The sequence below is a fragment of the Actinomadura vinacea genome (assembly GCF_039532545.1).
In the GTDB taxonomy this organism is placed as follows: domain Bacteria; phylum Actinomycetota; class Actinomycetes; order Streptosporangiales; family Streptosporangiaceae; genus Spirillospora; species Spirillospora vinacea.
The window spans coordinates 49,246-74,910 of record NZ_BAAARW010000019.1; the positions used below are offsets into that span (position 1 = coordinate 49,246).

General features: G+C 71.7%; 24 protein-coding genes. 7 read left to right on the forward strand and 17 right to left on the reverse strand.

From position 1 onward, the window contains the following. Positions 1-90 precede the first annotated feature (90 nt). Positions 91-648, forward strand: a complete 558-nt coding sequence (locus ABD340_RS23910) for a TetR/AcrR family transcriptional regulator (RefSeq protein ID WP_344591739.1) — start codon at positions 91-93, stop codon at positions 646-648. Positions 649-1,157: 509 nt separating this feature from the next. Here the strand turns inward: ABD340_RS23910 and ABD340_RS23915 are convergent. Further along, positions 1,158-2,054 (reverse strand): B12-binding domain-containing radical SAM protein, encoded by an 897-nt coding sequence (locus ABD340_RS23915; protein ID WP_344591741.1) that lies wholly within the window; start codon positions 2,052-2,054, stop codon positions 1,158-1,160. A 205-nt stretch (positions 2,055-2,259) separates the two neighbouring features. Here ABD340_RS23915 and ABD340_RS23920 point away from each other — a divergent pair, with 205 nt between their 5' ends. Further along, positions 2,260-2,754 (forward strand): hypothetical protein, encoded by a 495-nt coding sequence (locus ABD340_RS23920; RefSeq protein WP_344591742.1) that lies wholly within the window; start codon positions 2,260-2,262, stop codon positions 2,752-2,754. Here ABD340_RS23920 and ABD340_RS23925 read toward each other — a convergent pair. The 4 genes from ABD340_RS23925 to purD are packed head-to-tail and all read right to left on the reverse strand — an operon-like array spanning position 2,747 to position 6,985. Next, a complete protein-coding gene (locus tag ABD340_RS23925) occupies positions 2,747-3,601 on the reverse strand; it encodes a phosphoribosylaminoimidazolesuccinocarboxamide synthase (RefSeq protein WP_344591744.1) in 855 nt (284 codons plus the stop codon). The genes ABD340_RS23920 and ABD340_RS23925 overlap by 8 nt on opposite strands. Next, positions 3,598-4,365 (reverse strand): MOSC domain-containing protein, encoded by a 768-nt coding sequence (locus tag ABD340_RS23930; RefSeq protein ID WP_344591745.1) that lies wholly within the window; start codon positions 4,363-4,365, stop codon positions 3,598-3,600. Before ABD340_RS23930 ends, ABD340_RS23925 begins: the two co-directional genes overlap by 4 nt. Before the next feature lie 4 nt (positions 4,366-4,369). After that, complete coding sequence (purB, locus tag ABD340_RS23935; protein WP_344591746.1) at positions 4,370-5,680, reverse strand: adenylosuccinate lyase; 1,311 nt, start codon at positions 5,678-5,680, stop codon at positions 4,370-4,372. 48 nt (positions 5,681-5,728) lie between these two features. Beyond that, on the reverse strand, positions 5,729-6,985 hold the full coding sequence (purD, locus tag ABD340_RS23940; protein ID WP_344591747.1) for a phosphoribosylamine--glycine ligase: 1,257 nt from the start codon (positions 6,983-6,985) through the stop codon (positions 5,729-5,731). A gap of 425 nt (positions 6,986-7,410) precedes the next feature. On the opposite strand from purD, the gene corA reads away from it, so the two are divergent. Further along, a complete protein-coding gene (gene corA / locus ABD340_RS23945) occupies positions 7,411-8,508 on the forward strand; it encodes a magnesium/cobalt transporter CorA (protein ID WP_344591749.1) in 1,098 nt (365 codons plus the stop codon). Between the two features lie 12 nt (positions 8,509-8,520). Here the strand turns inward: corA and ABD340_RS23950 are convergent, their stop codons facing one another. The 6 genes from ABD340_RS23950 to fbaA form a co-directional block, all read right to left on the reverse strand. Next, positions 8,521-9,447: a glycerophosphodiester phosphodiesterase family protein gene (locus ABD340_RS23950; RefSeq protein WP_344591751.1), complete on the reverse strand. Its 927-nt coding sequence runs from the start codon at positions 9,445-9,447 to the stop codon at positions 8,521-8,523. Positions 9,448-9,515: 68 nt separating this feature from the next. Continuing rightward, on the reverse strand, positions 9,516-10,799 hold the full coding sequence (locus tag ABD340_RS23955; RefSeq protein WP_344591753.1) for an adenylosuccinate synthase: 1,284 nt from the start codon (positions 10,797-10,799) through the stop codon (positions 9,516-9,518). 101 nt (positions 10,800-10,900) lie between these two features. Beyond that, a complete protein-coding gene (locus tag ABD340_RS23960; RefSeq protein WP_344591755.1) occupies positions 10,901-11,323 on the reverse strand; it encodes a DUF3151 domain-containing protein in 423 nt (140 codons plus the stop codon). 25 nt (positions 11,324-11,348) lie between these two features. Further along, positions 11,349-11,849, reverse strand: a complete 501-nt coding sequence (locus tag ABD340_RS23965; RefSeq protein ID WP_344591756.1) for a GNAT family N-acetyltransferase — start codon at positions 11,847-11,849, stop codon at positions 11,349-11,351. A gap of 63 nt (positions 11,850-11,912) precedes the next feature. Next, entirely contained in the window at positions 11,913-12,368 is a 456-nt protein-coding gene (locus ABD340_RS23970; protein WP_344591757.1) for a winged helix-turn-helix transcriptional regulator, read from the reverse strand. A 124-nt stretch (positions 12,369-12,492) separates the two neighbouring features. Further along, on the reverse strand, positions 12,493-13,515 hold the full coding sequence (gene fbaA / locus ABD340_RS23975; protein WP_344591758.1) for a class II fructose-bisphosphate aldolase: 1,023 nt from the start codon (positions 13,513-13,515) through the stop codon (positions 12,493-12,495). A 293-nt stretch (positions 13,516-13,808) separates the two neighbouring features. Here fbaA and ABD340_RS23980 point away from each other — a divergent pair, with 293 nt between their 5' ends. Together ABD340_RS23980 and ABD340_RS23985 are read left to right on the forward strand one after the other, a co-directional pair. Then, entirely contained in the window at positions 13,809-14,531 is a 723-nt protein-coding gene (locus ABD340_RS23980; protein WP_344591759.1) for a DedA family protein, read from the forward strand. A gap of 105 nt (positions 14,532-14,636) precedes the next feature. After that, positions 14,637-15,026: a RodZ domain-containing protein gene (locus ABD340_RS23985; RefSeq protein WP_344591760.1), complete on the forward strand. Its 390-nt coding sequence runs from the start codon at positions 14,637-14,639 to the stop codon at positions 15,024-15,026. A 17-nt stretch (positions 15,027-15,043) separates the two neighbouring features. Here ABD340_RS23985 and pyrE read toward each other — a convergent pair whose 3' ends face one another. Next, the gene (pyrE, locus tag ABD340_RS23990) at positions 15,044-15,589 is read right to left on the reverse strand and encodes an orotate phosphoribosyltransferase (RefSeq protein WP_344591762.1); all 546 of its coding nucleotides are present in this window, start codon (positions 15,587-15,589) and stop codon (positions 15,044-15,046) included. A 98-nt stretch (positions 15,590-15,687) separates the two neighbouring features. Between pyrE and ABD340_RS23995 the strand changes: the two genes are divergently transcribed. Next, positions 15,688-16,221, forward strand: a complete 534-nt coding sequence (locus tag ABD340_RS23995; RefSeq protein WP_344591763.1) for a hypothetical protein — start codon at positions 15,688-15,690, stop codon at positions 16,219-16,221. Between the two features lie 59 nt (positions 16,222-16,280). Here ABD340_RS23995 and ABD340_RS24000 read toward each other — a convergent pair whose 3' ends face one another. The 5 genes from ABD340_RS24000 to ABD340_RS24020 all read right to left on the reverse strand — a co-directional run bounded on the left by ABD340_RS24000 (position 16,281) and on the right by ABD340_RS24020 (position 24,808). Then, positions 16,281-16,922, reverse strand: a complete 642-nt coding sequence (locus ABD340_RS24000; RefSeq protein ID WP_344591764.1) for a tetratricopeptide repeat protein — start codon at positions 16,920-16,922, stop codon at positions 16,281-16,283. Between the two features lie 90 nt (positions 16,923-17,012). After that, positions 17,013-18,725, reverse strand: coding sequence for an NYN domain-containing protein (locus tag ABD340_RS24005; RefSeq protein WP_344591766.1), 1,713 nt, complete (start codon positions 18,723-18,725; stop codon positions 17,013-17,015). Positions 18,726-19,288: 563 nt separating this feature from the next. Next, positions 19,289-20,737 carry a sigma-70 family RNA polymerase sigma factor gene (locus ABD340_RS24010; RefSeq protein ID WP_344591768.1) on the reverse strand — a complete coding sequence of 483 codons (1,449 nt, stop codon included), beginning with the start codon at positions 20,735-20,737 and terminating at the stop codon, positions 19,289-19,291. A 284-nt stretch (positions 20,738-21,021) separates the two neighbouring features. Beyond that, positions 21,022-22,761 (reverse strand): alkaline phosphatase D family protein, encoded by a 1,740-nt coding sequence (locus ABD340_RS24015; protein ID WP_486303565.1) that lies wholly within the window; start codon positions 22,759-22,761, stop codon positions 21,022-21,024. A 250-nt stretch (positions 22,762-23,011) separates the two neighbouring features. Continuing rightward, positions 23,012-24,808 carry an acyl-CoA dehydrogenase family protein gene (locus ABD340_RS24020; RefSeq protein ID WP_344591770.1) on the reverse strand — a complete coding sequence of 599 codons (1,797 nt, stop codon included), beginning with the start codon at positions 24,806-24,808 and terminating at the stop codon, positions 23,012-23,014. Between the two features lie 73 nt (positions 24,809-24,881). On the opposite strand from ABD340_RS24020, the gene ABD340_RS24025 reads away from it, so the two are divergent. Then, positions 24,882-25,619, forward strand: a complete 738-nt coding sequence (locus tag ABD340_RS24025) for a PaaX family transcriptional regulator C-terminal domain-containing protein (RefSeq protein ID WP_344591771.1) — start codon at positions 24,882-24,884, stop codon at positions 25,617-25,619. The last annotated feature ends 46 nt before the right edge of the window (positions 25,620-25,665 follow it).

Sequence of the window (25,665 nt, forward strand, 5' to 3'; positions counted from 1 at the left end):
CTCCCGGGGATTAAGTGGCGGGGGCCGCCGTTTTTCACTTCGGGTACGATACGGCGGGGGCCGCCACTTAACAAGCCTGGAGGTGACACCGTGGCCGAACGCCAGCGTGCGGACGCCCGGCGCAACTATGCGCGCATCCTCGCCGTGGCGGAGGAGGAGGTCGCCGCCCACGGCGCCGCCGCCTCCCTGGAACAGATCGCCCGTACGGCGGGGGTCGGCTCGGCGACCGTGCGCCGCCACTTCCCTACCCGCCGCGCCCTGCTGGAAGCCGTGTCCCACAACCGGATCGAGGCTCTGTGCGTCCGCGCGCAAGAGGCTCTCGGCAAGAGCGACGGCCGGAGCGCGCTGCTGGAATGGCTGGACGACGTCGTCGCCTACTGCGTCGATGCCCGGGGGCTGGCCGCCGCGCTTCTCTACGACGACGACCCGCTGCACGAGAACAGCTGCGCGGCGATGATCGAGGAGGCCGGCGAGCCGCTGCTGCGGCGTGCCGTGCGGGACGGTGCGGTGGCGGCGGACGTCACTGTCGCCGACCTGATCAGGCTGATCGTCGGCATCGTCCTCGCGACGGAGCGCCACCCGGACCCTGGCGCCGCGGCGGACCGGCTGTTCCGGCTGGCCGTGATGGGGCTCGGCCAGGTCAGGTGAAGGCACCAGCCCGTTGCCGCCGGGGGCCTTGTTCAGATGAAGGCGTGGCCGGTGAGCCGGTGCGCGAGGGCGGCGAGCGGTTGATCCAGGGCGCCGATGTCGGGATGGCAGCGCAGTTGGATGATCACGCACATTGGCCCGCCGGCTGTTCACAGCCGTGGGATGCTCTGGCTCTCACAACGCTCCAGCATCGGCCACGTCCGGTCATGGCCACGCGCCAACTGTTCGGGCAGGTGCTGAGCGCGCTGCCCGAACCCGCCCGGACGCTCCCGGCCGCGCAAGAACTCCGCGCACTCACCGTCGGCGCCTGATCGTCCCGACGTGGAGCGCGATCGGCAAGGAAGTCGCGAGCTTGATCAAATCGCACCGCTGGAGCGGCATATCAAGCGGGTCACGCGTACCGCGCGGCATGTTCTTGACGCTGTACCCGAGCGGGCGCGGTCGCTTCCGGCCGTTCGGGAACTCGCGCTGACTACCGGTGCGTGACCCGGGGCGACGCTTGATCAGGCTCAGCGGGCGGGGCGGGTGCCGAAGCCGGTGAGGATCGTTTCCAGGAGGGGGAGGGCGCGGCCTGCTTTCTTGGCTCGTATGACGAGGTCCCAGGCAGGCTCGAACTTCTTCCAGCCGCCCGCGTATGCGGCATGGCGGGCCTTGCCGCGGAGGGTGGGCTTGGTGCCCGCACCGCGGAGGATCGAGCCCCACTTGTAGAAGTCGCGGTAGGCGCGCCAATAGCCGTCCTCAAGTTCCCGGCCGCTCATCCGTGCGGGCTTGAAGACCACGGTGCGGGTGTCGTAGCGGTCCCAGTCGGAGTGCAGGAGCCGTTCCGCCTTGGCCATGCGGTCATAGAGGCGGGTGCCGGGATAGGGCGTCAATATGTGGAACGTCGCTGTCTCGATGCCCTGTCCGACGGCCCACTCGACCGTGCGGTCGAAGACGCTCGGGTCGTCCTCGTCCATGCCGAAGACGAAACTGCCGTTGACCATGACGCCGTTGTCGTGCAGGCGGCGGATGACCGCGCCGTAGTCGCGGTCGATGTTCTGCCATTTGCGCTGCTCGGTGAGGTTGCCCGCGTTGACGGTCTCGAAGCCCACGAAGAGGCTGCGCAGCCCTGATTCGACGGCCTTCTCCAGCAGGCCGGGGCGCAGTACGGCCTGGACGGTTCCGGCGGCCTGCCACAGACGGCCCATGCCGCGCATCCCGTCGAACAGGGCGGTGGCGAAGCGGGCGTTGCCGAAGAGATGGTCGTCCAGGAAGTACAGGTGGCGGCCGGGCAGGCGCTCGATCTCGGCCAGCGCGGCGTCCACGGTCTGGGTGTAGAACGACTTGCCGCCCTCGAAAAATGCCTCCTTGTAGCAGAAGTCGCAGACGTGCGGGCATTTTCGCGACACCACGATCGAGTTGGGCACCAGGTAGCGGCTGTGTTCGATGAGGTCGCGGCGGACGGGTGGGAGCTCGGCCAGGGTCCGCTGCTTGGAGTCGTAGCGCGGGGCGGGGTGCCCGGCGCGGAAGTGTTCGAGGAACCGCGGCCAGGTGTCCTCGCCGGGGCTTTTGTGAGCACTTTGGAGTCTCTTTGTTGGGTCATGGGGGACAGTGTGCGTAATGATAGACTTTATGGCTGATTACCGCGTCCTGCTGGAAGCCGAGACCCCGCTTCCGGACGGGCATATAGCGCTGGCGACCGTGCGTCCGGGGCAGGTCAGATTGGCCATCGATCCGAATCATATTTCCCGCCCTCTAGTAGATGACCTAGAAGAATATTTCCGGCATCTAGCGCATGCGCCCGTTCTGTGCGTGGTACCGGAACGGGTAGGGCAAATCGACAGAGCCGAATGGGACTGTGCTTATGAGCGGGCCGATCCCGACCGGCTGCCCGGTCGGACGTTCGGGCTGAGGATCGGGCAGGATGAGGTGACGGGCCGTCCGTGGTATCTGTTCGTCGTGCGCGCGGACATGATGAGTGCCGAACTATGCGACGAATTTAATAATTGGCTGTTGCCCCGGTATGTCCCGGCGATGCCTTACACGGCGACTTACCACCCGGAATGGCTCCCTCCGCGCGCCAGCCCGATCGTGCATCCGCCTCGGGCGGCGGTCTTGGTCAGGTGAAGGTGCGGGCCGTTATGCGTTCGTAGGCTTCTACGTACCTGGCTCGGGTTTGTTCGACGATTTCGTCGGGGAGGGGCGGGGGTGCCTCGCCGGAGGCTTGATCCCAGCCGGATTCGGGGGAGGTCAGCCAGTCGCGGACGAACTGCTTGTCGAACGACGGCTGGGCGTGGCCGGGTTCCCAGGCGTCGGCGGGCCAGAAGCGGGAGGAGTCCGGGGTGAGGACCTCGTCGCCGAGCACCAGTTCACCGGACGGGTCCAGGCCCAGTTCGATCTTGGTGTCGGCGACGATGATGCCGCGTTCGCGGGCCATTTCGGCGCCGCGCCGGTAGACCGCCACAGTGAGGTCGCGGAGGCGGGGCGCCAGGTCGCCTACGGTTGCCTCCACCTGCGTGAACGTCATTGCCTCGTCGTGTTCGCCCACCGCGGCCTTGGTGGTGGGGGTGAAGATCGGCTCGGGCAGGCGGGAGCCGTCCAGGAGGCCGGCGGGAAGGGCCACGCCGCAGACCGAGCCGGTCTTGGTGTACTCCTTCAGGCCCGAGCCGGTCAGGTAGCCGCGGGCCACGCACTCGACGGGCACCATGTCCAGGCGCCGGACCACCACGGCGCGGCCCGCCCATTCGGCGGGTGCGTCCGGCGGGAGGTCGGCGGAGACGATGTGGTTGGGCAGCAGGTCGGCAAGCCGCTCGAACCACCACAGCGACAGTTGCGTCAGGATCCGGCCCTTGTCGGGGATCGGGGTGTCCAGGACGTAGTCGTACGCCGAGATGGTGTCCCGGGCGACCATGAGCAACTCTCCGGTCGGGAGCTCGTAGAGGTCGCGGACCTTGCCGCTGTGCAGGTGCTTCATTCGAGGACCTCCAAAGGGTCGCCTACGGCGAGTGGGCCCGGGGTACGGGGGATCGCGTTCTGGCCGAAGCGGATGCCCCGGTCGATGGTCCGGTACGAGGCCAGCGTGCGCAGGGGTTCCCGGCCGCGTTCCCCGCTGTTCTGGTCGGTCGTGGTGATCACGCAGCGGGCGCAGGACTTGACCATCTCGATCACCGTGCCGCCGATCCGCAGGAAGCGCACCCGGTCCTCGCCGTACGGACCGAGCCCCTCGATCACCAGGTTGGGGCGGAACCGGTTCATCGGCAGCGGCTCCGCCAGCCGCCCGTTCAGGTCGGCGAGGGATTCGGCGGAGATCACCAGCAGGGGGTAGCCGTCGGCGAACGCCAGTTCGCCGTTGCCGCGGGAGGTCCGACGGCCGCCGGTGAAGCGGACGAGGCGGCACTCGGTGTCGAGGAGCGCGGAGAACCAGTCCGCCGCCTCGTCCCCCTGGTCGATCCCCTGGCACTGGTGCCGGTGGACGGTCACGTCCAGCAAAGGTCCGTCGTCCACGGCCTTGTGGACGAGGGGCGCGAACCCGGCGGCGTTCACGGTGAGGATCTGGCCGTCGTACTCGGGCCGCAGCACCGCCATGCGCCCGTAGTCGCGCTGCGTCACGAACCGGCCCTCCGGGTTGACCAGCATGAACTCGCGGTCGTACCGCAGCCCGGTGGGCAGCAGTTCGGCCGTTCGCAGCGCGGTGCCGCCGCCGCTCTTGAGCGGGTACGAGGTCAGTCCGGTCAGCATGGCGTCAGGTGAGCGCGGCGAGGCGGTCGAAGACCGGGGCGAGGCGCTCGACGAACCGTTCGGGACGGCACACCTCGTCCAGCCGCCCCTCGTCCAGGCTCAGGCTCGCCGCCGCCGCGTGCGCGCGCAGCGTCTCGCGGAACGGGACGCCGGTCTCCCAGGTCTCCATCGCGGCCTTCTGGACGAGCGGGTACGCCTCGTCGTCGCGCGACATACCCGCCTCGACCAGTTCCAGCAGCACCGTCGAGGTGTAGATCAGCCCGCCGGTCGACTCCAGGTTGGCCTTCATCCGGGCGGCGTCCACCACCAGCCCGGACATCAGCCTGTTGGTGAGGTTGAGCATGTAGTCGAGCGCGATGGAGGCGTCCGGCAGCGTGATCCGCTCGGTGGAGGAGTGCGAGATGTCGCGCTCGTGCCAGAGCGGGATGCCCTCCATCACCGGGACGATCTGCGCCCGCACCACCCGCGCCATCCCGGCCAGCCGCTCGGAGATGATCGGGTTCTTCTTGTGCGGCATGGCCGAGGAGCCCTTCTGGCCCTTGCCGAACGGCTCCCACAGCTCCCGGACCTCGGTGCGCTGCCCGTGCCGCACCTCCAGCGCGATCGCCTCGCACACCGTCGCCATGATCGCGAGGGCGGACACCCATTCGCTGATGCCGTCCCGGATGACCACCTGGGTGGACACGTCGGCGCACTGGAGGCCCAGCCGGCGGGCGACATGGCGTTCGATCGCCGGGTCGATGTTGGAGTACGTGCCGACCGCGCCGGAGATCGCCATGACCCCGACGGCCTCGCGGGCGCGGCGCAGCCGGTCGCGGGAGCGGGCCGCCGCGAACGCGAAGTCGGCGACCCGGTGGCCCCACACGTCCGGCTCGCCGTGGATGCCGTGCGTGCGGCCCACGCGCAGGGTCGCGCGGTGCTCGAGGGCGTGGTCGCGCAGCGTGCCGACCAGCGTGTCGGCCTTGGCCAGCAGGATGTCGGTGGCCTCGACGAGCTGGACCGCCAGCGCGGTGTCGAGCAGGTCGGACGAGGTCATGCCGAAGTGCACGAACCGGGCCGCCTCGCGGGGCTCGGTGTTGTCCGCCCAGGCCGACAGGAAGGCGATCACGTCGTGCTGGGTGACCGCCTCGATCGCGTGCACCGCCTCGGGGGTGGGCGGCGGCGCCTTGCGGACGGGCTCCACCACCTCCGCCGGGATCGTGCCGGCCTCGGCGTGGGCCTCGACCACCAGGGTCTCGACCTGGCACCACAGCTCGTACTTGTGCGCGTCGCTCCAGACGCGTCCCATCTCCGGAAGGGTGTAGCGCTCAATCACCCGATGATTGTCCCAGGTGGCGCGAGGTGCTCCCGCCGCGGCCCGCCGTCAGGCGGGTCCGGCCTGCGCGGCCTCCAGGGCGATGTCGGTGCGGTGGTGCGCGCCGCGCAGCCCGATCTTCCCGACCGCCTCGTAAGCGGCGGCGCGGGCGGCGGGCAGGTCGGGACCGGAGCCGACCACGTTCAGCACCCGGCCGCCGGCGGCCACCAGACGGCCCTCGTCGTCCTGCTTGGTCCCGGCGTGCAGCACGTACGCCCCCGGGACCCGCTCGGCCTCGTCGAGGCCGGTGATCACATCGCCCTTGACCGGTGCCGCCGGGTAGTTCTCCGCCGCCACCACGACCGTCACGGCCGCGCCCTCGTGCCAGGCGGGACGGAACGCCGGGTCCAGCCCGCCGATCGCGCACGCCTGCAGCATCGCGGCCGGCGGCGAGGCCAGCCGGTCCAGCACCACCTGCGTCTCCGGGTCGCCGAACCGCGCGTTGAACTCCACGACCCGGACGCCCTTGGCCGTCAGCGCCAGGCCCGCGTACAGCACCCCCACGTACGGCGTCTCGCGGCTCCGCAGCTCGGCCACGGCCGGCCGCACGACCGTCTCCATGACCTCGTCCACCAGGCCCGGCGGCGCCCACGGCAGCGGCGTGTACGCGCCCATGCCGCCGGTGTTGGGGCCCTCGCCGCCGTCGTGGGCGCGCTTGAAGTCCTGCGCGGGCAGCAGCGGGATCGCCGACAGGCCGTCCGACAGCGCGAACAGCGACACCTCGGGGCCGTCGAGGAACTCCTCGATGACCACCCGGCCGCACGCCGCCGCGTGCTCCTCCGCCGCGGCCCGGTCGGTGGTGACGACCACGCCCTTCCCGGCGGCCAGCCCGTCGTCCTTCACCACGTACGGCGGCCCGAACGCGTCCAGGGCGGCGGCCGCCTCGGCGGCGCTCTCGCACACCCGCGCGGCGGCCGTCGGCACGTTCGCCGCCGCCATGATCTCCTTGGCGAACGCCTTGGAGCCCTCGATCCGGGCGGCCTCCCGGTCCGGCCCGAAGCACGGGATCCCGGCCCGGCGCAGCGCGTCCCCGACGCCCTCCATCAGCGGTGCCTCCGGGCCGATGACCACCAGCTCGGCGCGCAGCCGCCCGGCCAGCTCGACCACCGCGACCGGATCGGCCGGATCCAGCCGGTGGTTCTCCGCGATGGCGGCCGTCCCCGGGTTGCCCGGGGCGCAGTGCAGGCCGGTGACGGCGGGGTCGCGATGCAGGGCGCGGGCGAGCGCGTGCTCGCGTCCGCCGGATCCAAGGACGAGTACTCGCACGCCCGGGAGCCTATCCGCCTCGGTGGCGAGGGGCCGAGCCGACGCCCGCACCCGCCGTGAGCCTCGCCACATCCGGCCCGGGTGAACCCCGTGCGGGGCAGCCGCGTCCCAACACTGGGCCCGTTCCGCGGGCTTCTGGGGTGATCAGGGTGGCGACCCTCTGGTAATCCCGGACTGGTAGGCTTCTGTCGGCTTATGGTGCCGATGGTGAAGGGAGGTGGTCGGGATGAGTCCTGGTGATCCTTGCAGTACGCCGGAAATCCCTCACAGTCCGAACTTCCCAGTTCGGAGTGTCCGCCCGTCCGCCTTCGTTCGGCGTCCGGCCACCACCTTCGCGCGCTCCCCTCGCTGATCCCGGGTTCCGCCCGGTGACCATGGGTTGAGCGCGCCCAGGCGCGTGTTTTGGCCGGCGGTTAGGAGCACCCATGGCCATGACACGAGTCCGCCCGGGACGTGCGACCAGGTCGTTGTTCAAGTCGCGCCACCGTCCGCACTCGGTGCCCGTCTCGGGCCGTCCCGACTCCGCCGTCATCGACTGGGCCGCCTACATCGACGGCCACCGCGTCAGCACCGACACCGTCGCCGACGCCGTCCGGCTGATCCGGGACGGGCGGCTGACCGTCGAGGAGGAGAGCGCCGGCTTCGTCTGGGTCGGCCTGCACGAGCCGTCCGCGACCGAGCTGGCCGAGCTGGCGGAGGTCTTCGGACTGCACCCGCTCGCCGTCGAGGACGCCATCAACGCCCACCAGCGGCCCAAGCTCGAACGCTACGACGGCGTCAACTTCTTCGTGATGAAGACGGTCGGCTACGTCCGCAAGGAGCCGATCGGGCCCGAGGTCGTCGAGACCGGCGAGATCATGGTCTTCTGCGGCCGCGACTTCGTGGTCACCGTCCGGCACGGCGCGCACGGCGAGCTCGGCCCCGTCCGGGCCCGGCTGGAGGGCGATCCCGAACGGCTCGCCCTCGGCCCCGCCGCGGTCGTGCACGCCATCACCGACCGGGTCGTGGACGGGTACGTCTGCGTCGCCGACGCCGTCCAGGAGGACATCGACGAGGTCGAGGAGGCGGTGTTCTCCCCCGAGCGCACCGACGAGTCGCGCCGCATCTACCGGCTCAAGCGCGAGGTCATCCAGCTCAAGCGGGCCGTCGGGCCGCTGGCCGGGCCGCTGCGCAACCTCGGCTCGCGGCGCTTCGTCCCGGCCGAGATCAAGGAGTACCTGCGCGACGTCGAGGACCACCTGACCCGCGTCCGCGAGCAGGTCGAGTCCTATGACGAGCTGCTCAACCCGATCCTGCACGCGCACATGACGCAGGTGACGGTCGCCGACAACAAGGACATGCGGAAGATCTCCGCCTGGGGCGCGATCTTCATGGTGCCCACGGCGATCGCCGGGATCTACGGGATGAACTTCGACTTCATGCCCGAGACCGAATGGAAGTTCGGCTACCCGATGATCCTCGGCGTCATCGCGATGGCCTGCCTGTCCCTGTACCGCGGCTTCCGCAGGAACGGCTGGCTCTGACCGGCTCCCCGGTCAGTTCGGGACGGGGATCGTCGCCGGGCTGACGGGCGGCGGCACGGGCAGGCCGTTGGCGGTCAGCACGGTCCGGAGGCGGTCCGGGTAGTCGGTGACGATCGCGTCCACCCCGTAACCGACATAGCGGGTCATGTCGGCGGGATCGTTCAGCGTCCAAACGCAGACCGGAAGGGCCAGGCGCTGGGCGCGTTCCACCAGGAGGGGGGAGGCCAGCTCCATCTCGGGGGCGAGCGCCGTCGCGCCGATGTCCAGCGCGGCCCCGGGCGGGTCGACGTGGTCCAGGCCCGCGAACCAGGCCGTCTCGGGGACGGTCGTGTCGCGGCGGATCAGCGCCACCCGGCCCGCGTCCGGCGCGTACCGGCGGGCCTCCACCAGCACCCGCCAGTCGAAGGCCAGCAGCTTGCTGCGGGCCGTCACCCCGAACGCCGCCAGCACCTCGGCGACCGCGGCGGTGAACCGGGTGACCTCCGGATCGGGCCAGTCCGGATCGGTCTTGAGCTCGACCGACAGGCCCACACCGGGCGCGGCGCTGAGCATGGCGCAGACCTCGGCGAGGGTCGGCAGCGGGGTGCCGGGCACCGGCAGCTGGGTCAGGACGAACGGGTCCTCGTCGTGGTGGCCCCGCCGGGTGCCCGCGTCGACCGTCCTGACCTGGGCGAGCGTGAGGTCCCTGAGCGCCTTGCCGACGTAGGGGAACAGCGGGTCGCCGGGCCGCACCGGGCCGGTGTCGGCCGTGTTCACCGGGGAGAGGAACTGGTCGTGGTTGCAGACCACGACATCGTCGGCGGTCAGCCCGACATCGAACTCGATCGCGTCCACGCCCAGCGCCAGCGCGTGCGCGAATCCGGGCAGCGTGTTCTCCGGTAGGAGACCCCGAGCCCCGCGGTGCCCGTGCAACTCGACGGTCTCCCCGGTGAAAGTCACGGCAGGCACGCTACAGCCGACGGCCGAACGAATCGTGGCCGACCGGTGATTATCGATCGAACGCCAGGTCAGATCAGCGGCCGCAGGGACAGCGTCTGGTCGCGGCCGGGGCCGACGCCGATCGCGGAGATCTGCGCGCCCGACATGTCCTCGATCGCGCGGACGTAGGCCCGCGCGTTCTCCGGCAGGTCCTCGAAGGTCTTGGCGCCGGTGATGTCCTCCTGCCAGCCGTCCAGGTACTCCAGGATCGGCTTGGCGTGGTGGAACCCGGTCTGGGTGGTGGGCAGCTCGTCCACCCGCTCCCCGTCGACGTCGTAGGCGACGCAGACCGGCACCCGCTCCAGGCCGGACAGCACGTCCAGCTTGGTCAGGAAGTAGTCGGTGACGCCGTTCACCCGGGTGGCGTAGCGGGCGATCACCGCGTCGAACCAGCCGCAGCGGCGGTCGCGGCCAGTGGTGACGCCGTACTCGCCGCCGGTCGTGCGCAGGTACTCGCCCTGCTCGTCCAGGAGCTCGGTGGGGAACGGCCCCGACCCGACCCGGGTGGTGTACGCCTTGAGGATCCCGATCACCTTGGTGATCTTCGTGGGGCCGAGCCCGGAGCCCGCGCACGCGCCGCCGGCCGTGGGGCTGGAGGAGGTGACGAACGGGTAGGTGCCGTGGTCGATGTCCAGCAGCGTGCCCTGCGCGCCCTCCAGCAGCAGGACCTTGCCGTCGTCCAGGGCCTTGTTGAGCACCAGGGTGGTGTCGGCGACGTACGGGCGCAGCCGCTCGCCGTACTCCAGGTACTCCTGGACGATCGGCGCGGTGTCGATCCGGCGCCGGTTGTAGACCTTGGTGAGGACCTGGTTCTTCTCGCGCAGCGCCAGGTCGAGCTTCTGGGTGAGGATGTTGGCGTCGAACAGGTCCTGCACCCGGACGCCCATGCGGTTGATCTTGTCGGCGTAGGCGGGCCCGATGCCGCGGCCCGTGGTCCCGATCCGGGCCTTGCCCAGGTAGCGCTCGGTGACCTTGTCCAGCGCCCGGTGGTGCGGCATGATCAGGTTCGCGTTGGCGGAGATCAGCAGCCGCTCGCAGCCGACCCCGCGCGCCTTGAGCCCGTCGATCTCGTCCAGCAGCACCGCGGGGTCGATCACCACGCCGTTGCCGATGACCGGGACGACGTCCGGCGAGAGCACGCCCGAGGGGAGCAGGTGCAGCGCGTAGCTCTGCTCGCCGATGACCACCGTGTGGCCGGCGTTGTTGCCACCCTGGAAACGGACGACGTAGTCGACGTCGCCGCCCAGTAGGTCGGTGGCCTTGCCCTTGCCCTCGTCTCCCCACTGGGCTCCGACAAGAACGATGGCCGGCATGCCGTTACACCTCTCCCACGACGAAGGCCCCTGCTCGCAAGCGCGAAGGGGCCTCTTGCGAGCAAATGGTACCTGGCCGCGGCGCTGGAAGAAACCCGGGGTCAGCCGTGGTTGAGGACGTCGGCCGCGGTGGGGCTGCTGTCGCGGAGGAACGTGCGGCAGCGTTCGGCCTCGTGGTCCTCGCCGATCGCGGCGGCGGCCCGGCCCAGGGCGTGCAGGGCGCGTAGGAAACCGCGGTTGGCCTCGTGCTCCCACGGCACCGGCCCATGACCCTTCCAGCCCGCCCGGCGCAGCTGGTCGAGGGCGCGGTGGTAGCCGGTGCGCGCGTACGCGTACGACTCGATCACGCTGCCGGCGGTGAAGGCGCGATCCGCCAGCGCGGCCCACGCGCCCGGGTACTCCGGGTGGCGCGCCGCCACCTCGACCGGGTCGGTGCCGGCGTCCAGGGCCTCCCGGGCCTCGACGTTGTCCGGCAGTTCGGTCGGTGGCGGGCCGCCGAGCAGATTCTGGGTCATGCGGGTCATGTTAAGTGGCGGCGGGACGACACGCTCAACCCGGGGTCGGGGCCGGGATCGGCAGGGGGAGGTCGTAGCGCGCGGCGCCGTCCGCGCCGACCGGGCGGACGGCGGGCCAGCCGTGCTGGATCGCGCCCATCGCCCCGCGGTTCTCCAGGATGACCTCGGCGTCGAAGCCGGTGATGCCGCGCCGTTCGGCGAGCGGCGCCAGGTAGGCGACGAGGGCGCGGGCGAGGCCGTGCCGCTGCCACGGGTCGGCGACCAGGACGGCCAGGTCGGCGCGCCAGGGGCGGGCCCGGTCGCGGGCGTACTCGGCGATGCCGATCAGCTCGCCGTCCAGCAGCGCGATCATCGCCTCCCGGTCCCAGTGGTCGAGGGCGGCGAGGGTGGCCAGGTAGTGCTCCGGGATGCGCGGGGTGCCGGACCAGAACCGCGTGTAGAGGCTCTGCGGGGAGAGCCGGTCCGACATCCCGCGCAGGCGTTCGCGGTCACCGATCCCGTACGGGCGGAAGCGCACATCGGCGAGTTGCTTCATGAAACCAATTGCACCGCAGTAGGTTTTGTGACGCAACTACGCGGGAGGTAATCGGCGCGGGGGTCAGAGTCCCGCGCCGGGGCCGGGACGGGCCTCGACCTCGTTCGGCTGCAGCCGCTTGCCGCAGGCGTCGCAGGTCAGATTCTCGCCGAGGGCGCCGGTGCAGCCGAGGTGCGAGACGACCACCGGCGGGCCGGAGGGGGCGTAGTGCCGGTCGCCCCACCGCATCAGGGTCATCATCGTGGGCCACAGCTCCACGCCCTTGCGGGTCAGCCGGTACTCGTAGCGGTCGGGACGCTCCTGGTAGCGCACTCGCCGCAGGATGCCCTCTTCGCAGAGCCGGGTGAGCCGGTCGGTCAGCACGTTGCGGGCGATCCCGAGCACGTCCTGGTAGTCGTCGAAGCGCCGAACGCCCTCGAAGGCGCTGCGGACCACCAGCATCGTCCAACGGTCGCCGACGACTTCCAGGGAGCGCGCGATCGAGCAGTTCTGGGAGTCGTAGTTGCGGGGCAGTACCACGCGCCCGAGCCTATCCGGGTTGTGTCAGACAACGAACCCTTGGACGGGGGCGAAACGGGTAACAAAGGGGCCAAGACGGGCATCGGCCGGCGGGCCGCGCGGGTCCGCCGGCCGGTCCGCGGGACTACTTGATCTTCTGGCCGGCCGACAGCAGGTTCTGGCAGGCCTCGACCACGCGGGCGGCCATGTTCGTCTCGGCCGCCTTGCCGTAGGAGCGCGGGTCGTACTGCTTCTTGTTGCCGACCTCGCCGTCGACCTTCAGCACGCCGTCGTAGTTGCGGAACATGTGCTCGGCGATCGGGCGGGTGAAGGCGTACTGGGTGTCGGTGTCGATGTTCATCTTGATCACGCCGTACGACACCGCCTCCCGGATCTCCTCCAGCGTGGACCCGGAGCCGCCGTGGAACACCAGGTCGAACGGCTTGTCCTTGCCGTACTTGGCGCCGACCGCGTCCTGGATCTCCTTGAGCACCTCGGGACGCAGCTTGACCGAGCCCGGCTTGTAGACGCCGTGCACGTTGCCGAACGTCGCGGCCAGGATGTACCGGCCCTTCTCGCCCACGCCGACCGCCTCGGCGGTGGCCAGGGCGTCACCGGCGGTGGTGTAGAGCTTCTCGTTGATCTCGTTGGCGACGCCGTCCTCCTCGCCGCCGACCACGCCGATCTCCATCTCCATGATGATCCGGGCCTTGGCACACTCCTCCAGCAGCTCCGCGGCGAGCTGGATGTTCTCCTCCAGCGGCACCGCCGAGCCGTCCCACATGTGCGACTGGAACAGCGGCTCCTCGCCGCGCGCCACCCGCTCCTGGGAGATCTTGATCAGCGGGCGCATGAACCCGTCCAGCTTGTCCTTGGGGCAGTGGTCGGTGTGCAGCGCGATGTTGACCGGGTATTTGGCGGCCACCACCCGGGCGAACTCGGCCAGCGCGGTGGAGCCGGCCACCATGTCCTTGACGCTGGAGCCGGACAGGAACTCGGCGCCTCCGGTGGAGACCTGGATGATCCCGTCGCTCTCGGCCTCGGCGAAGCCGCGCAGCGCCGCGTTCAGCGTCTGGCTGGAGGTGACGTTGATGGCGGGGTAGGCGAAGCCCTCCTGCTTGGCGCGGTCGAGCATCTCCGCGTAGACCTCGGGCGTTGCGATGGGCATTTTTCGTCCTTTCTTACGCAGCGGTGCCTTCGGGCATCCGTCCACACCCGCCATGAAGGGTGGGCTCCACAGCCGCCAGTATCCCGGATAACCCGGCCCGGCGTCCGCCATGCCCCCGCCCGAACGGCGCAGAAGCGCGGAGGTGCGCCGGGACGCGCTCGGACGACCCCGGACATGGCGGGCACTCCCAACGTTCCCCGCAGAGGCGTACAAAAGCGTACAGACCGCATCCGGCAGGCCGGGGGAGCCTCGGCTCAGGGATTCCCGGCAGGCCGCGGGGTATTCTCGCAGGTGTGGAGCTCATTCCTCTGGACATCACCGAGTGGCTGCACCCCACCGCATGGCTCCAGCTGTTCGGCACGTTCGCCACGGCCGGCGTGCTGGCCATCATCTTCGCCGAGACCGGGCTGCTGTTCGGCTGCATCCTGCCGGGTGACTCGCTGCTGTTCACGGCGGGGATCCTCACCACCGTGTCCACGGTCAACGGCCAGGAGTTCCAGCCGCTCTCGCTGCCCTGGCTGCTGATCGGCGGGCCGATCGCGGCGGTGCTCGGCGCCCAGCTCGGGCACTGGCTCGGCGCCCGCTACGGCCGCCGGCTCTTCGACCGGCCGGACTCCAGGATCTTCAAGCACGAGTACGTCGAGAAGGCCGAGTTCTACTTCCAACGCTTCGGCCCCGCCCGCGCCGTGGTCCTGGCCCGCTTCATCCCGATCGTGCGGACCTTCCTCAACCCGCTCGCCGGGATGCTCGACATGGGCCGCCGCCGGTTCTTCGTCTGGAACGTCGTCGGCGCCCTGATCTGGACCGAGGCGCTGTTCCTGGCCGGGCACTTCCTCGGCGAGTCGGTGCCCGACATCGAGCGCTACATCCTGCCCGGCGTCGCGGTCGTCCTGCTGCTGTCGGTCATCCCGATCGTCCGCGAGATGCGGCGCGGACGCGGCCGGAGGGGCAACGGTACGAATAAGAATGGCTCTGAAGAGTCACGTCCGTCGCTCAGCAGTGACAGTTATCGCTAACCTCCCCATGTGGGACGTCATCGGTCGGACCCAAGAGGTCTTGCGCGCATACTCATAGCGGCCGTCGCCGTGCTGCTCGCTTTAGGGCTATTGGCAGCGGGTGGTATGGCGCTGGTGAACGCGCTGACCTCCAGCTCCAGTGATTCCGGCTCGGCGGATCCCGCCGGGGCGACCGACCCTGGTCGGCTGGAGCCCACGGTGAGCGAATCGGCCTCCGCCCGCACCACCGGGACGGCCCGGGCCGGAGCGGCGTCCACGACGCCGCTGCTCATCCGTGTCACAGGAGCGGCCACCCAGGTCTACGTGCGGGTCTCCGGCGGTGGCGAGGTGCTCCAGCAGGGCATCCTCAACACCGGCGAGGTCCGCCAGTACGAGCAGGCCCCCCTCTCCGTCGTCGCGGCCAACGCCGGCTCGGTGGAGGTCGTGATCTACGGCAGGAAGCAGCCGGGAAAGGCCGCCGGTCAGCGCGGCGAGTGGTTCGTCCCGGACCGCTGACCGGCACCGCCCTTCGATCAGGTCGTGCCCGGCACGCCCAGATCGGCGACCGTGTACGGATGGCGGTACGCCAGCCCCGCCGCGGCGATCCGGTCGGCGGCGCCCCGCTCGACGATCGTGGCGACCCCGACGACCTCGGCCCCCGCCTCGCGCAGCGCCTCCACCGCCGTCAGCACCGAGTTCCCGGTCGTGGAGGTGTCCTCCACGGCCAGCACCCGCCGCCCGGCGACGTCCGGACCCTCGATGCGGCGCTGCAGCCCGTGCGCCTTCCCGGCCTTGCGGACCACGAACGCGTCCAGCGCGCGCCCGCGGGCGGCGGCGGCGTGCAGCATCGCGGTGGCGACCGGGTCGGCGCCCAGCGTGAGCCCGCCGACGGCCTCGAAGTCCAGGTCCGCGGCCGCCTCCAGCATCACCCGGCCCACCAGCGGGGCCGCGGCGGCGTCCAGCGTCACCCGGCGCAGGTCCACGTACCAGGACGCGCGCTTGCCCGACGAGAGCACGAAATCGCCGTGCACGACGGCCTTGGACTTGATCTCTTCCAGCAGGTCATCACGTTCGCTCACACCCTGCACCCTATTGGGCGCCCCGGACGTTCCGGTGGGGACGGGCATGCCCTCGGCGGCCGTCACACCGCGCGGTACCGTGGCTCACGGGAGGTGACGTGACCCCCGGAACCCTCGTGCTGCTGCACGCGCCGTACGCCCGTCCCAGCGCCTGGGGCGACCTGCCCGAGATGCTCCGGCTGCACGGCCTGGACGTGATCACGCCGGACGTCCCCGACAGTTCGGGGCCGCGGTACGTGGCCCGCGCCTCACTGGTGATCTCCGCCACCGCCCCCACCGCGCCGCTGGTCCTGGTGGCGCACGGCGGCGCCGGGCCGCTGCTGCCGGGCATCGCCCTCGCGCAGCGCGCCGCGCACCGCAAGATCGGCGGCTTCGTCTTCCTGGACGCCGAGCTGCCCCGCACCGCCCGGCACCGGCACGATCACGACGAGGCCGCGGTGCCGGTGCCGCCCGACTGGCCCGAGGCGCCCTGCGGTTACCTGCGCGGCCTGAAGGACGGCGGGGACGCCAGGGGCGGCGAGAGCGACGATCAGGCCGTACGGGAGGCGCGGCTGCGCGGCTGGCCGGTCGCCGAGCCGTCCCGGGGCATCTCACTCGCCCGCGCCCTGAAGGACCTCATCGCCTCTCTCTGAGCCCCAGGCCGAGCCCCAGGCTGCCCGGCCCGGTCCGTGTGCCCTGGAAGGGACGGGAGTCAGGCGTTCTTCAGGAGGTCGTCGAGGAGGGCGTCGTAGTCGTCCTCGTCGCGGCCCAGGTCGACACGCGCCCGGTAGCGCAGGCGCAGCAGGGCCTCCAGGCTGTCCTCGGCCAGGGCCACGTCGTCCGGGCCCGGTGTGAGCGAGGCCTTCTCGTCCTCGGGCGTGGTGTCGGTGCCCGCGCCGATGCCGACCGCGCGGTCGCGCAGGGCGAGGATCACGTCGGCGCCGGTGGTGGCCCACTCGTGCGCGCCCACGGCGTCGCCCTGGGCGTACAGCACCTCGGCGACGGCCCGGTAGACCTCCGGGTCGCGGGGCTTGTCGGCGCGGATCTGCTCGACCAGCTTGCGCGCCTCGTCGGCCTGGCCCAGCTCGAACAGCGCGTCGGCGAGGTAGGCGCGCGGGTCGCCGTAGGTCTCGCCGCCGTCCTCGATGGCCGTTCGGTAGAGCTCGGCGGCCCGGGCGTGATCGCCGGCGTGCTGCCACTGCTCGCCCGCCCGCAGCAGCACGTTGGCACGGGACACCCCGCCGGACACCGATTCGGCGAGTTCGGAGAGCCGCCGTGCCGCCGAGATGTGATCGCCCGTGCGCAGGGTGTCGAACTCCAGGTCGTCGAGATCGTCTTCCGTCACATGCGTCACGCTTCAACGCTACCCGTCGCTCGGCGAGCGAAGCGGGTGAATCGAGGAGGATCGCGAATTACCTACGCGTACTGTACGAGTGGTCAAGGATCACCTGCGGGAACGTTCGAGGGCGTCCCAGAAGCCGCGGCGCAGCGCGTGCCGCACCTCGTCGTGCAGCAGGAAGTCGATGGGGAGCGAGGAGCCCTGGAGCAGCCGCGCCTCGAGATCGGACGGCATCCGCGGCTTGCGGGCCAGCACGGCCTCCAGCCACAGCGCGGGCGCGTCGCGGGCGACGGACTCGCCGAAGTCCTGGCCTTCCTGATGGGCGGCCTTGACCGCGTCGGCCAGCGTGGGCGAGTTCTGCTGCACGGCCGGGATCGGCGAGACCTGCTGCGGCCCGGTGTAGGGACCGGACGGCCGCACGGGCGGCTGCTGCTGCGGTGGCGTGGGCGGCAGGTACTGCGGGCCGCTGCCCGTCTGCGGCGGCGGCGCGGCGGTGGCGGGGCCCGTCACGGACGGTCCTGAGAGAGGCCCGGTCGTGGACGGCCCTGAGAGGGGGCCGGTGGTGCTGGGGCTGGACGTGGGCGCGGCGTGCAGCGGCGACGACGACAGGGGCGGGAGCTGTGACGCGCCGGAACCGTTGGAACCGATGCCGTTGCCCGCGCCCGGGAGCGGGTTCGCGCCCGTGCCGGTGCCCGGCACTGTGCCCGGAAGCGGGTTCGCACCCGTGCCCATGCCCAGCCCTGTGCCCGGGAGCGGGTTGGCACCGGTGTCGAGGCCGGAGTTGGAGCCGTTGAGGCCGCTGTGGCCGAGGTCGGAGTTCGTCGCGCCAGGGCCCAGACCCGGATTGGAGGGCGAGCCGTAACCGGAGCCGGTCGTGCCCAAGCCGTATCCGCCCCGGGAGTCGCCGGTACCGGTGCCGAAGCCGGGGTTGGAACCGGTGTCGTAGCCCGAGCCGGAGCCGGCGGAAAGGCCGTAACCCGAGCCGGTGTCGGATCCATAGGCCGAGCCGTAGGCCGAACCGGAGCCCAGACCCGAGCCCAGGCCGGGGCCCGAACCCGTGCCGGACGGCGCGGGTTGCTCGGCCGGCGACAGCGGCCCGGTGAGCGGCGTGGACGGGGGCGGGCTGTTGTGCGAGCCGGTGCCGTGGAGCGGGCCGATCGAGGAGCCGGAGCCGTGCCCGTTGGAGAGCGGGGCGGCGGTCGGCACGGAACCCGCGCCGAGCGCGCCGATGGCGCCCGCCCCGGTGCCCGATCCGGTGGGCGCCGCGATGGCCGGGCTCTCCCCGGCCAGCACGCTCACGTAGGGCCGCAGATGCCCCGGCCCGATCTCGATCAGGTCGTCGCACTCCTGGCGGAGCGACCGCGAGATGGTCCAGTTGCCGTCCGTGGCGACGTGCAGGATCGTGACGCGGACGCCGAAGTCCTGCGCGTCGAGCACGATCTGGGAGATGTCCTCGTCGCCGCTGACCACCACCGCGTCGGCCAGCGCGCCGTTGCGGGCCAGCGTCATCAGATCGCGGTGGATCTCGGAGTCGACGCCCTCGCGCCGTCCGGGACGGATCCGGCCCAGCCGCAGCTTGACCCCGGGCAGATCGGCCAGCGCCTCGTGCTCGGGGCCGCGCCGCCCCTCGACCGTGGCCTCGTACCAGTAGCAGCGCAGCAGCGGGAGGCCGGTGCGCTCGCGGGCCAGGTTGCCGAGCAGCTGCAGGAGGCCGCCGAAGTCCCACGAGACGGTCTCACGATGGCGGGTTCCGTGCACCGCCATAGCGCCGTCGGCCAGCAGGTAGCCGGCGTCTACGAACAGCGCGCAGCGATCCATCCGACATCGCCTTTCCTCAACACGGGACCTCTCTGGAAGCCCACTCCTCGGTCAGGGTCGCGCGGGTGACCATCTTCAGGCGGTCTCCCCTTCCTGCTCTGGGGACGTGGGCCGGAGAAAGACCCCGGGCCCCTATAGCGTAGTGAAGCCCGTAAGCCTCGTAGGCCAATACGGCGATTCGCCACTCTTTCATGACACTTAGCCATGCGCGAGTCACCCATACTCGCAAATCCGCGCCCTGCCCTGGTACTCGCCAGTGGCGGACGAGCGCCGCGGGTCCGGGTCGCGCCAAGCCGTGCGATGCCGCGCCACGGCACGGCCTCGCCCCATGATCGTTCGGTTCCTGATCGAGGTGTCAGGCGGACGCTACCAGCCGTTCCGGTCTGTCCCTAATGAGTGCACATGATTTTTACATGATGCTCAGCCGCACATCGGTGACATGACACCTTGGTGATCAGCCATCGCGCCGGGTGACGGGCGATGAACCGCGTCTAATACCGGGCCCCGGCCGGGATAGTCGGCGAAATCCGCCCGAAAGTCGGCGCGGGCCGATCCGGCCGTTCTCACCGGGGCCGAGGCTTGTGACCGTGCCCATGTCCGTGATCGGACTCGTGTCCGTTCCCGTTCCCGTGCCCGTGTTCTTGCTGGTGCCCGCGTTTTGGCTTCGGCTTGGCCTTGGAGTGGGGTGGCCCGTCCTTGCGTCCCCTGGGGGGCTTGCCGGGACGGGCGTCGCCGTGCTCCGTCCCGAGGCGCCTGCCGGGAGGTCCGCAGCGGCCGTCGGGGCGTCCGCCGGGACGGTGGCCGCGTTTCTTGTCGCCCTTGGAGGCCTTGCGACCGTCCCGGGAAGGCTTGGCGCCAGGAGTGCAGGCCCCGCCGTCGGGGGCGGCGGCCGAGGGCCCGGGGGAGACGGATGGGATCGCGGTGACCAGAGGGCCGCCGGGACGGCCGTTGAGGGCCGCCGGCGGTCCTGCGGGCAACCCCCCGGCGTTCCTGGAGGCGGCCGCCGAGGGGACGGCCATCGGCGGCGACGCCTGGCCGATGGGATGATCGGCCGCCATCAGGACCATGGTCAGCGCGACGGCGCCCGCGGTCGCCGCCGTTCCGGCGCCCATGCCCGTGCGGCGTTCGGCCACCCACCGCAACCACGGCCACCAGCCGAACGCGCCGCCCGCGGTCACGCCGCTCTTGGCGGCCAGGAAGGCGACCGACGCCGTGCCGAGGACGAGCGGGCCGACCGCGTCCCGCAGCGCCGTGTTGACGTCGGTCAGCTCGGCGTGGATGCCCTTGCAGCGCTCGCAGCCGTCCAGGTGCCGCTCGACGGTGCGCGAGTCGCGCCTGGCGAGGCCGCCGCGCACGTACGCGCCGAGCATGTCGAGGACGGGCCGGCACCGCCCGTCGACCGCCGCCGCCGTGGCCCCGGGGTCGGATCCGGCGGACGGGTCGTCCAGGTGCATCTGGAGGTACGCCTGGCGGAGCCCCTCCCGCGCCCGGTACGCCAGCGCCGCGACGCCGTTCGGCGACAGGCCCAGCAGCGGCCCCACGTCCGCGGGCTTGGCGCCCTCGATCTCGGTGTGCCACAGCACCGCCTGCCAGCGCTCGGGAAGCGACTGGAAGGCCCGGGCGACCATCGAGCGCTCCAGCCCCTCCAGCGCCGGGTCGACGAACGGCACGCCCGGGTCGTACATCTCGATCCGGTCGGTCGACTGCAGCCGCCGCTCCCTGCGGTGCCGGTCGTAGACGGTGCGGCGGACGGCCGTGAGCAGGTACGGCCGGAAGCCCGACCGCGGCCCGCCGCCCCGCCGGAGCACATCGAGGATCTTGGCGAAGGTCTCGTGGACCGCGTCCTCGGCCGCCTCGCCCTCGGCCAGCTGCCGGGCCAGCCTGCGCGCGGCGCCGGCATGCCGCTCGTAGAGCGTCCCGAACGCGTCGACTTCACCGGCCCGGATCCGGGAGATGAGCACCGCGTCGCTGGTCTCCGCCAAGGGCAGGTTGGACGCGGCCTCGCTCAACATGACTCCTTACCGTCTTGCCCGGAAAATGGCTTGCCCATTGTTACTACATGACCACCCACCGTCGCGAAAGTCGATTCCGCAAACCGCGTCATGATCGGTCCGGACCGCCGTCAGAAGGTGCATGCGGCGGCCGCTGAACAGGGGCGCGGCCGCCGCACGTGCGGCCTTGAAGAACGCCGTCGGCGCCCCGTGCCCCCTCGGAGGGGCCGGGGCGCCGATGGGCCGACGAGGTGCGTCCGCTCCGTCGAGGGGGCGGAGCGGACGCCCTCGCGCCGGTCGTCCGCTCAGGAGATGTGGGCGCGGCCCATCTCGACGAGTTCGGTCGCGGTGCTCGGGGTGTCCCAGCGCACGTGGCAGCGGCGGCCGCTGAGCTCGACGGTGGCGATGGAGTTGTCGAACCAGGGGCCGTCGGTGATCTTCCACTTCATCGGCGGCACGGGCACCTTCGCGCTCTTGGCCAGCATGCGGAACATCCCCGGGAGCAGCGGCGTGCCGGCGACCTTGTTGGCCTTGCGGAACTTGCCGGCCAGCGGGTTGCGCAGCGGCGAGCACACCACCTGCGTGATCGCCGTCCCGCCGATGGCCCTGCCCGCCGCGTCGGTCCCGCCGGTGTCGGGCTTGGTGACCCGCGCGAGGTAGGAGTAGTGGATGTCGCCGGACAGGAACGAGATGCTCACCGGGGCCGTGCCGCGCTCGCCCCGCGCCACGGCCAGCACGTACTCGGACACCGTGCGGAACGAGCGGTCGAACGCCGCCCAGTGCTCCAGGTCGGCGGCCTGCCGGATCCCTTCGGCGACCTGGGCGCTGCGCTTCCCCCACGCCCCCGCGGCCATCGCCTCGTTCCACGCCTCGGCGTGGTGGATGGAACGCGGCAGCAGGAAGGGCAGCGAGCTGGCGATCAGCAGGTGCTCCATGCCGCCCTGGACCCGCCCGTCCAGCCAGGCGAACTCGTCGTCGTCCAGCATCCCGCGGCGGTCGGCGGTCAGCAGCCGCGAGGCCCGGCTGTCGACGACGATCAGGCGGGTGCCGCCCCAGTCGTGCGCGTAGCTCCAGCGGGCGGTGGCCGGCTCCCGGTCGGCCCGCTCCGCGAACTCGTCGATGATCTTCCCGACGTCCGCGCCCTGCGCGGCCGCGGCGCGCACCGCCGCGTACACCGGGTCGGCCGCGCGCCCCTCGGGGGAGAGGTTGCCCAGGTGCTGGTAGACCCAGTACGAACCGATGCCGCCGGTGATCCGGGCCCGCCACCAGGGCTGCCTCCACATCTCCTGGCGCCAGGCGTGCGAGGTGTTCCAGTCGTCGCGGACGTCGTGGTCGTCGAAGACGGTGAACGTGGGCAGCGTCGACAGCAGCCACCGCACGGCCGGGTCCTCGTGCCAGGCCAGCTCGTAGAGCTTGGTGTACTCCTCGAAGTCGGCCACCTCGCCCTTCGGCTCGGTGTCGGGGCCGCGGCGCTCGTCCAGATAGGCGAGCATCTCCTCGCCGAGCTCGTCGGCGTAGATCTGGTCGCCGACCATCAGCAGCGCGTCCGGCCACACCGCGCCGTCCCCGGCGGCCACGCCGCTGGACGGGACGCCGGGCACGGCACCGGCGGTGGACGCCAGGCGGTAGGCGAACGCGGACAGCGCGTCCAGGCCGTGCACCCCGGCCCGGTCGGGCGAGCGGCGGCACGACCCGAAGGAGATCCGCACCATCCCGACCGGGGCCATCGTCCGGATCTCGCTGGCGGGGAACGGCGAACCGGCCTCCGGCCACACCGTCTCGCCGTCCAGCGCGACCGTGTACGGGATCCGGGCGCCCGGCTCCAGCCCGTCGACGTCGACGAGCGCGTAGTGGTGGCCGTGCGCCGTGAAAGTGCGCGCGGCGGCCTCCACGCCGTGCGCCCCGGTGGACACGTGGACCTCGCAGGGACGGTCGGTCTCGACCCAGATCGTGGCCGTCCTCTCGGACACGTGCCGGAGCAGGGGACCCAGTACCAAAGCGGTCATAACAGGTTTCTCTAGCGGACGGACGGTGTCGGCGTCCATCGTTTCAGTGGTTCCGACCCAGTGTGCCCCCCTGCCGTACCGGTGGCGGTAACGGCTCCTATACCTTCGCGGCAAGCCGCGACGACGACGGCCCCCTTCCCCGGGTGAGTCCAGGGCCTGTGTCGAAGTGGCACCAGGCACGCGCGCGAGCGCGCTACCTGGCCGGTGGGGCGATGCCGGAGGCGAGCCTCACCGGCCAGATCGCGAAGCGATGTCGCGCTCGCACCAAGCACGGTCAGGGTGCGAGCCGCTAGGCGAGCGCCCTGGGCCGGGATTGCAAAAAAACACTGCCGTCCGCCAGGTCCTTGAAGCGGTCGAGGTCCTCGGACGGCGCGTCGATCCCGCGCAGCGCGCCGCGGTCGGCCAGCCGGGCGCCGGCGTACAGGCGCGCGACCAGGGCCTTCCGGTCGGTGCCCAGCTCGGACCGCTCCCACCCGGCCTGCTCCAGCAGCAGCGCCGCCGCGTACACGTCGGCCATGTACTGCGCGAGCGGGTAGAGGCGGGCCTCGGCGGTGGCCCGGTCGAGGCCCTGCCATTGCTTGATCGCCTCGCGCAGGTCGCCGATCCGCCGCTGGACGAGGCCGGCCGTCGCGCCGTCGCCCTCGGGGGCCCGCCCGGCGGCCTCCTCCAGCCGGTCGAGGAAAGGCAGGTGCGCCTGTTCCCGTTCCATGGCGCGCCGCACGTCCAGGCAGAGGATGTTGTCGCCGCCCTCCCAGATCGGGTTGACCTGGGCGTCGCGGAGCAGCCGGGCCACCGGCCACTGCTCGATGTAGCCGTTGCCGCCGTGGATCTCGATGGCGTCGCTCGCCGCCGTGACGCCGAGCCGGGCGGCGCGCAGCTTGATCAGGGCGGCGCCGATCCGCAGCCGGGGCCGGCTCAGGTAGCCGTCGAAGACGAGGGCCTGGGCGGCCTCGGTCTCGACGATCAGCTCGGCCAGCTTGCGGCGCATCAGCGGCTGCTCGTACAGCGGTGCCCCGAACGCCTCGCGGGCCCGCGCGTAGCACAGCGCCTCGACCAGCGAGCGGCGCGCGACGCCGAGCCCCATGGTCGCGATGCCGAGCCGGGCGCCGTTGGTGAGCTCCATCATCCGGGCCAGGCCCTTGCCGTCGCCCGCCTGGCCCTCGACCGGGGCGCTGGAGGACGGGGCGAGCAGGAACGCCTCGGCGTCGGTGAACTCGATCTCGGCGGACGCGACCGACCGGGTCCCGAGCTTGTCCTTGAGGCGGCGGATGCGGATGCCGTTGCGCGAGCCGTCCCGCCGCTCCCGCAGGACGAGGAACGGCGCGATCCCGCGAACGCCGTCCACCCCTCCTTCCGGTTTGGCCAGGACGACGAACGCCGAGCCGTTGGCGTTGGAGGCGAACCACTTGAAGCCGTTCAGCCGCCAGGAGTCGCCGTCGCCGGGCGTGGCGGTGGACTCCAGGGCGCCCAGGTCGGAGCCGCCGGAACGCTCGGTGAGCAGCTGCGCGGCCTCGCCGGAGAACTCCCCGGCGGCGAACAGCTCCCGGACCCGGGCCTTGACGTCCTCGGGGGCGAACTGCTCGGTGAGGCCGACGACCATGTCGCCGCCGGTGCCGAGCGCGCACGCCATCCCGATGTCGGCCTGGTCGAGCAGGTAGCTCCAGGCCACCGAGAGCGGGGCCGGGTCGACGTCCGCCGCCTTGGCCTCGGCGCGGAAGTCCGGGCGGGTGAAGCCGGTCGCCACCAGGTCGGCGCGGGCGGCCTCGAACGACGGCGGCATCACGACCTGGCTGATGTCGCGTCCCCAGCGGTCGTACTTCTCCAGGCGGGGCGGGTTGCGGTCGGTCTCCTCGGCGCGTTCGGCGATCGGCCCGCCCATCAGCGCGCCCAGTTCCACCAGCCTGGGCTCGGCCCATTCCAGCCCGCCGGCGCCGAGGTGGCGGCGCATGAGGAAGCGCAGCGTGGGGTCGCAGGTGTACCAGTTGAGGCCGACCGCCCCCTGGTAGCGCTCGGACGCGTACCGGCGGGCCTTGTCCGGGCCGCCGAACGGGAGCCGGTCCACGGGCTCGATCAGATAGGACGCCATACCCGGACATTACACTTTTACTACAGGCAAAGAAAGTCTGTAACTTCCATGAGCGGGTAAGGTCCTCCCCCAGATGGCGAACACTCTCGAACTCAGGCCGCTGACCGCGCGCTCGGTCGTCCTCAGCACGCTCCTCGGCCTGCACCCGCCCCGGATCGGCGCCCGCCAGGCCGTCCGCGTCGGCGACCTGTTCGGCATCGCCGAGGGCACGATCCGGGTGGCGCTGTCGCGGATGGTGGCCTCCGGCGACCTCGTCCAGACCGACGGGCACTACGAGCTCACCGACCGGCTGCGGCGCCGCCAGGCCCGGCAGGACGAGAGCCGCTTCCCCCGCACCCGGCCCTGGGACGGCTCCTGGGAGATCGCCGTCATCACCGCCGAGCGCCGGTCCCCCGCCGACCGCGCCGCGCTCCGCCAGACGATGTCCGCGCTCCGCCTCGCGGAACTGCGCGAGGGCACCTGGCTGCGGCCGGCCAACCTGAGCCGTGCCGGACGGCCCGAGATCGTCCAGCGGCACTGCACCTTCCTGGAAGGACGCCCCGAAGGGGACCCGAACGCGCTCACCGCCACCCTCTGGGACCTGGACGCCTGGTCCGCCACCGCCGGCGACCTGCGCGCCGCCCTCGACCGGGCGGACACCCTCGCCGAGCAGTTCACCGTCTCGGCCGCCGTCCTGCGGCACCTGCTGCGCGACCCGCTGCTGCCGCCGCCGCTGCTCCCCGCCGCCTGGCCCGGCCCCGGGCTGCGCGAGCACTACGAGCACTTCGAGGCCGGCTTCGAACGCCTCCTCGCCAGGCACATCTTCGCCTGACGGCACAGCCCTAACAAGAGCTTGCTCCAATCGTGATCGGCCTCCG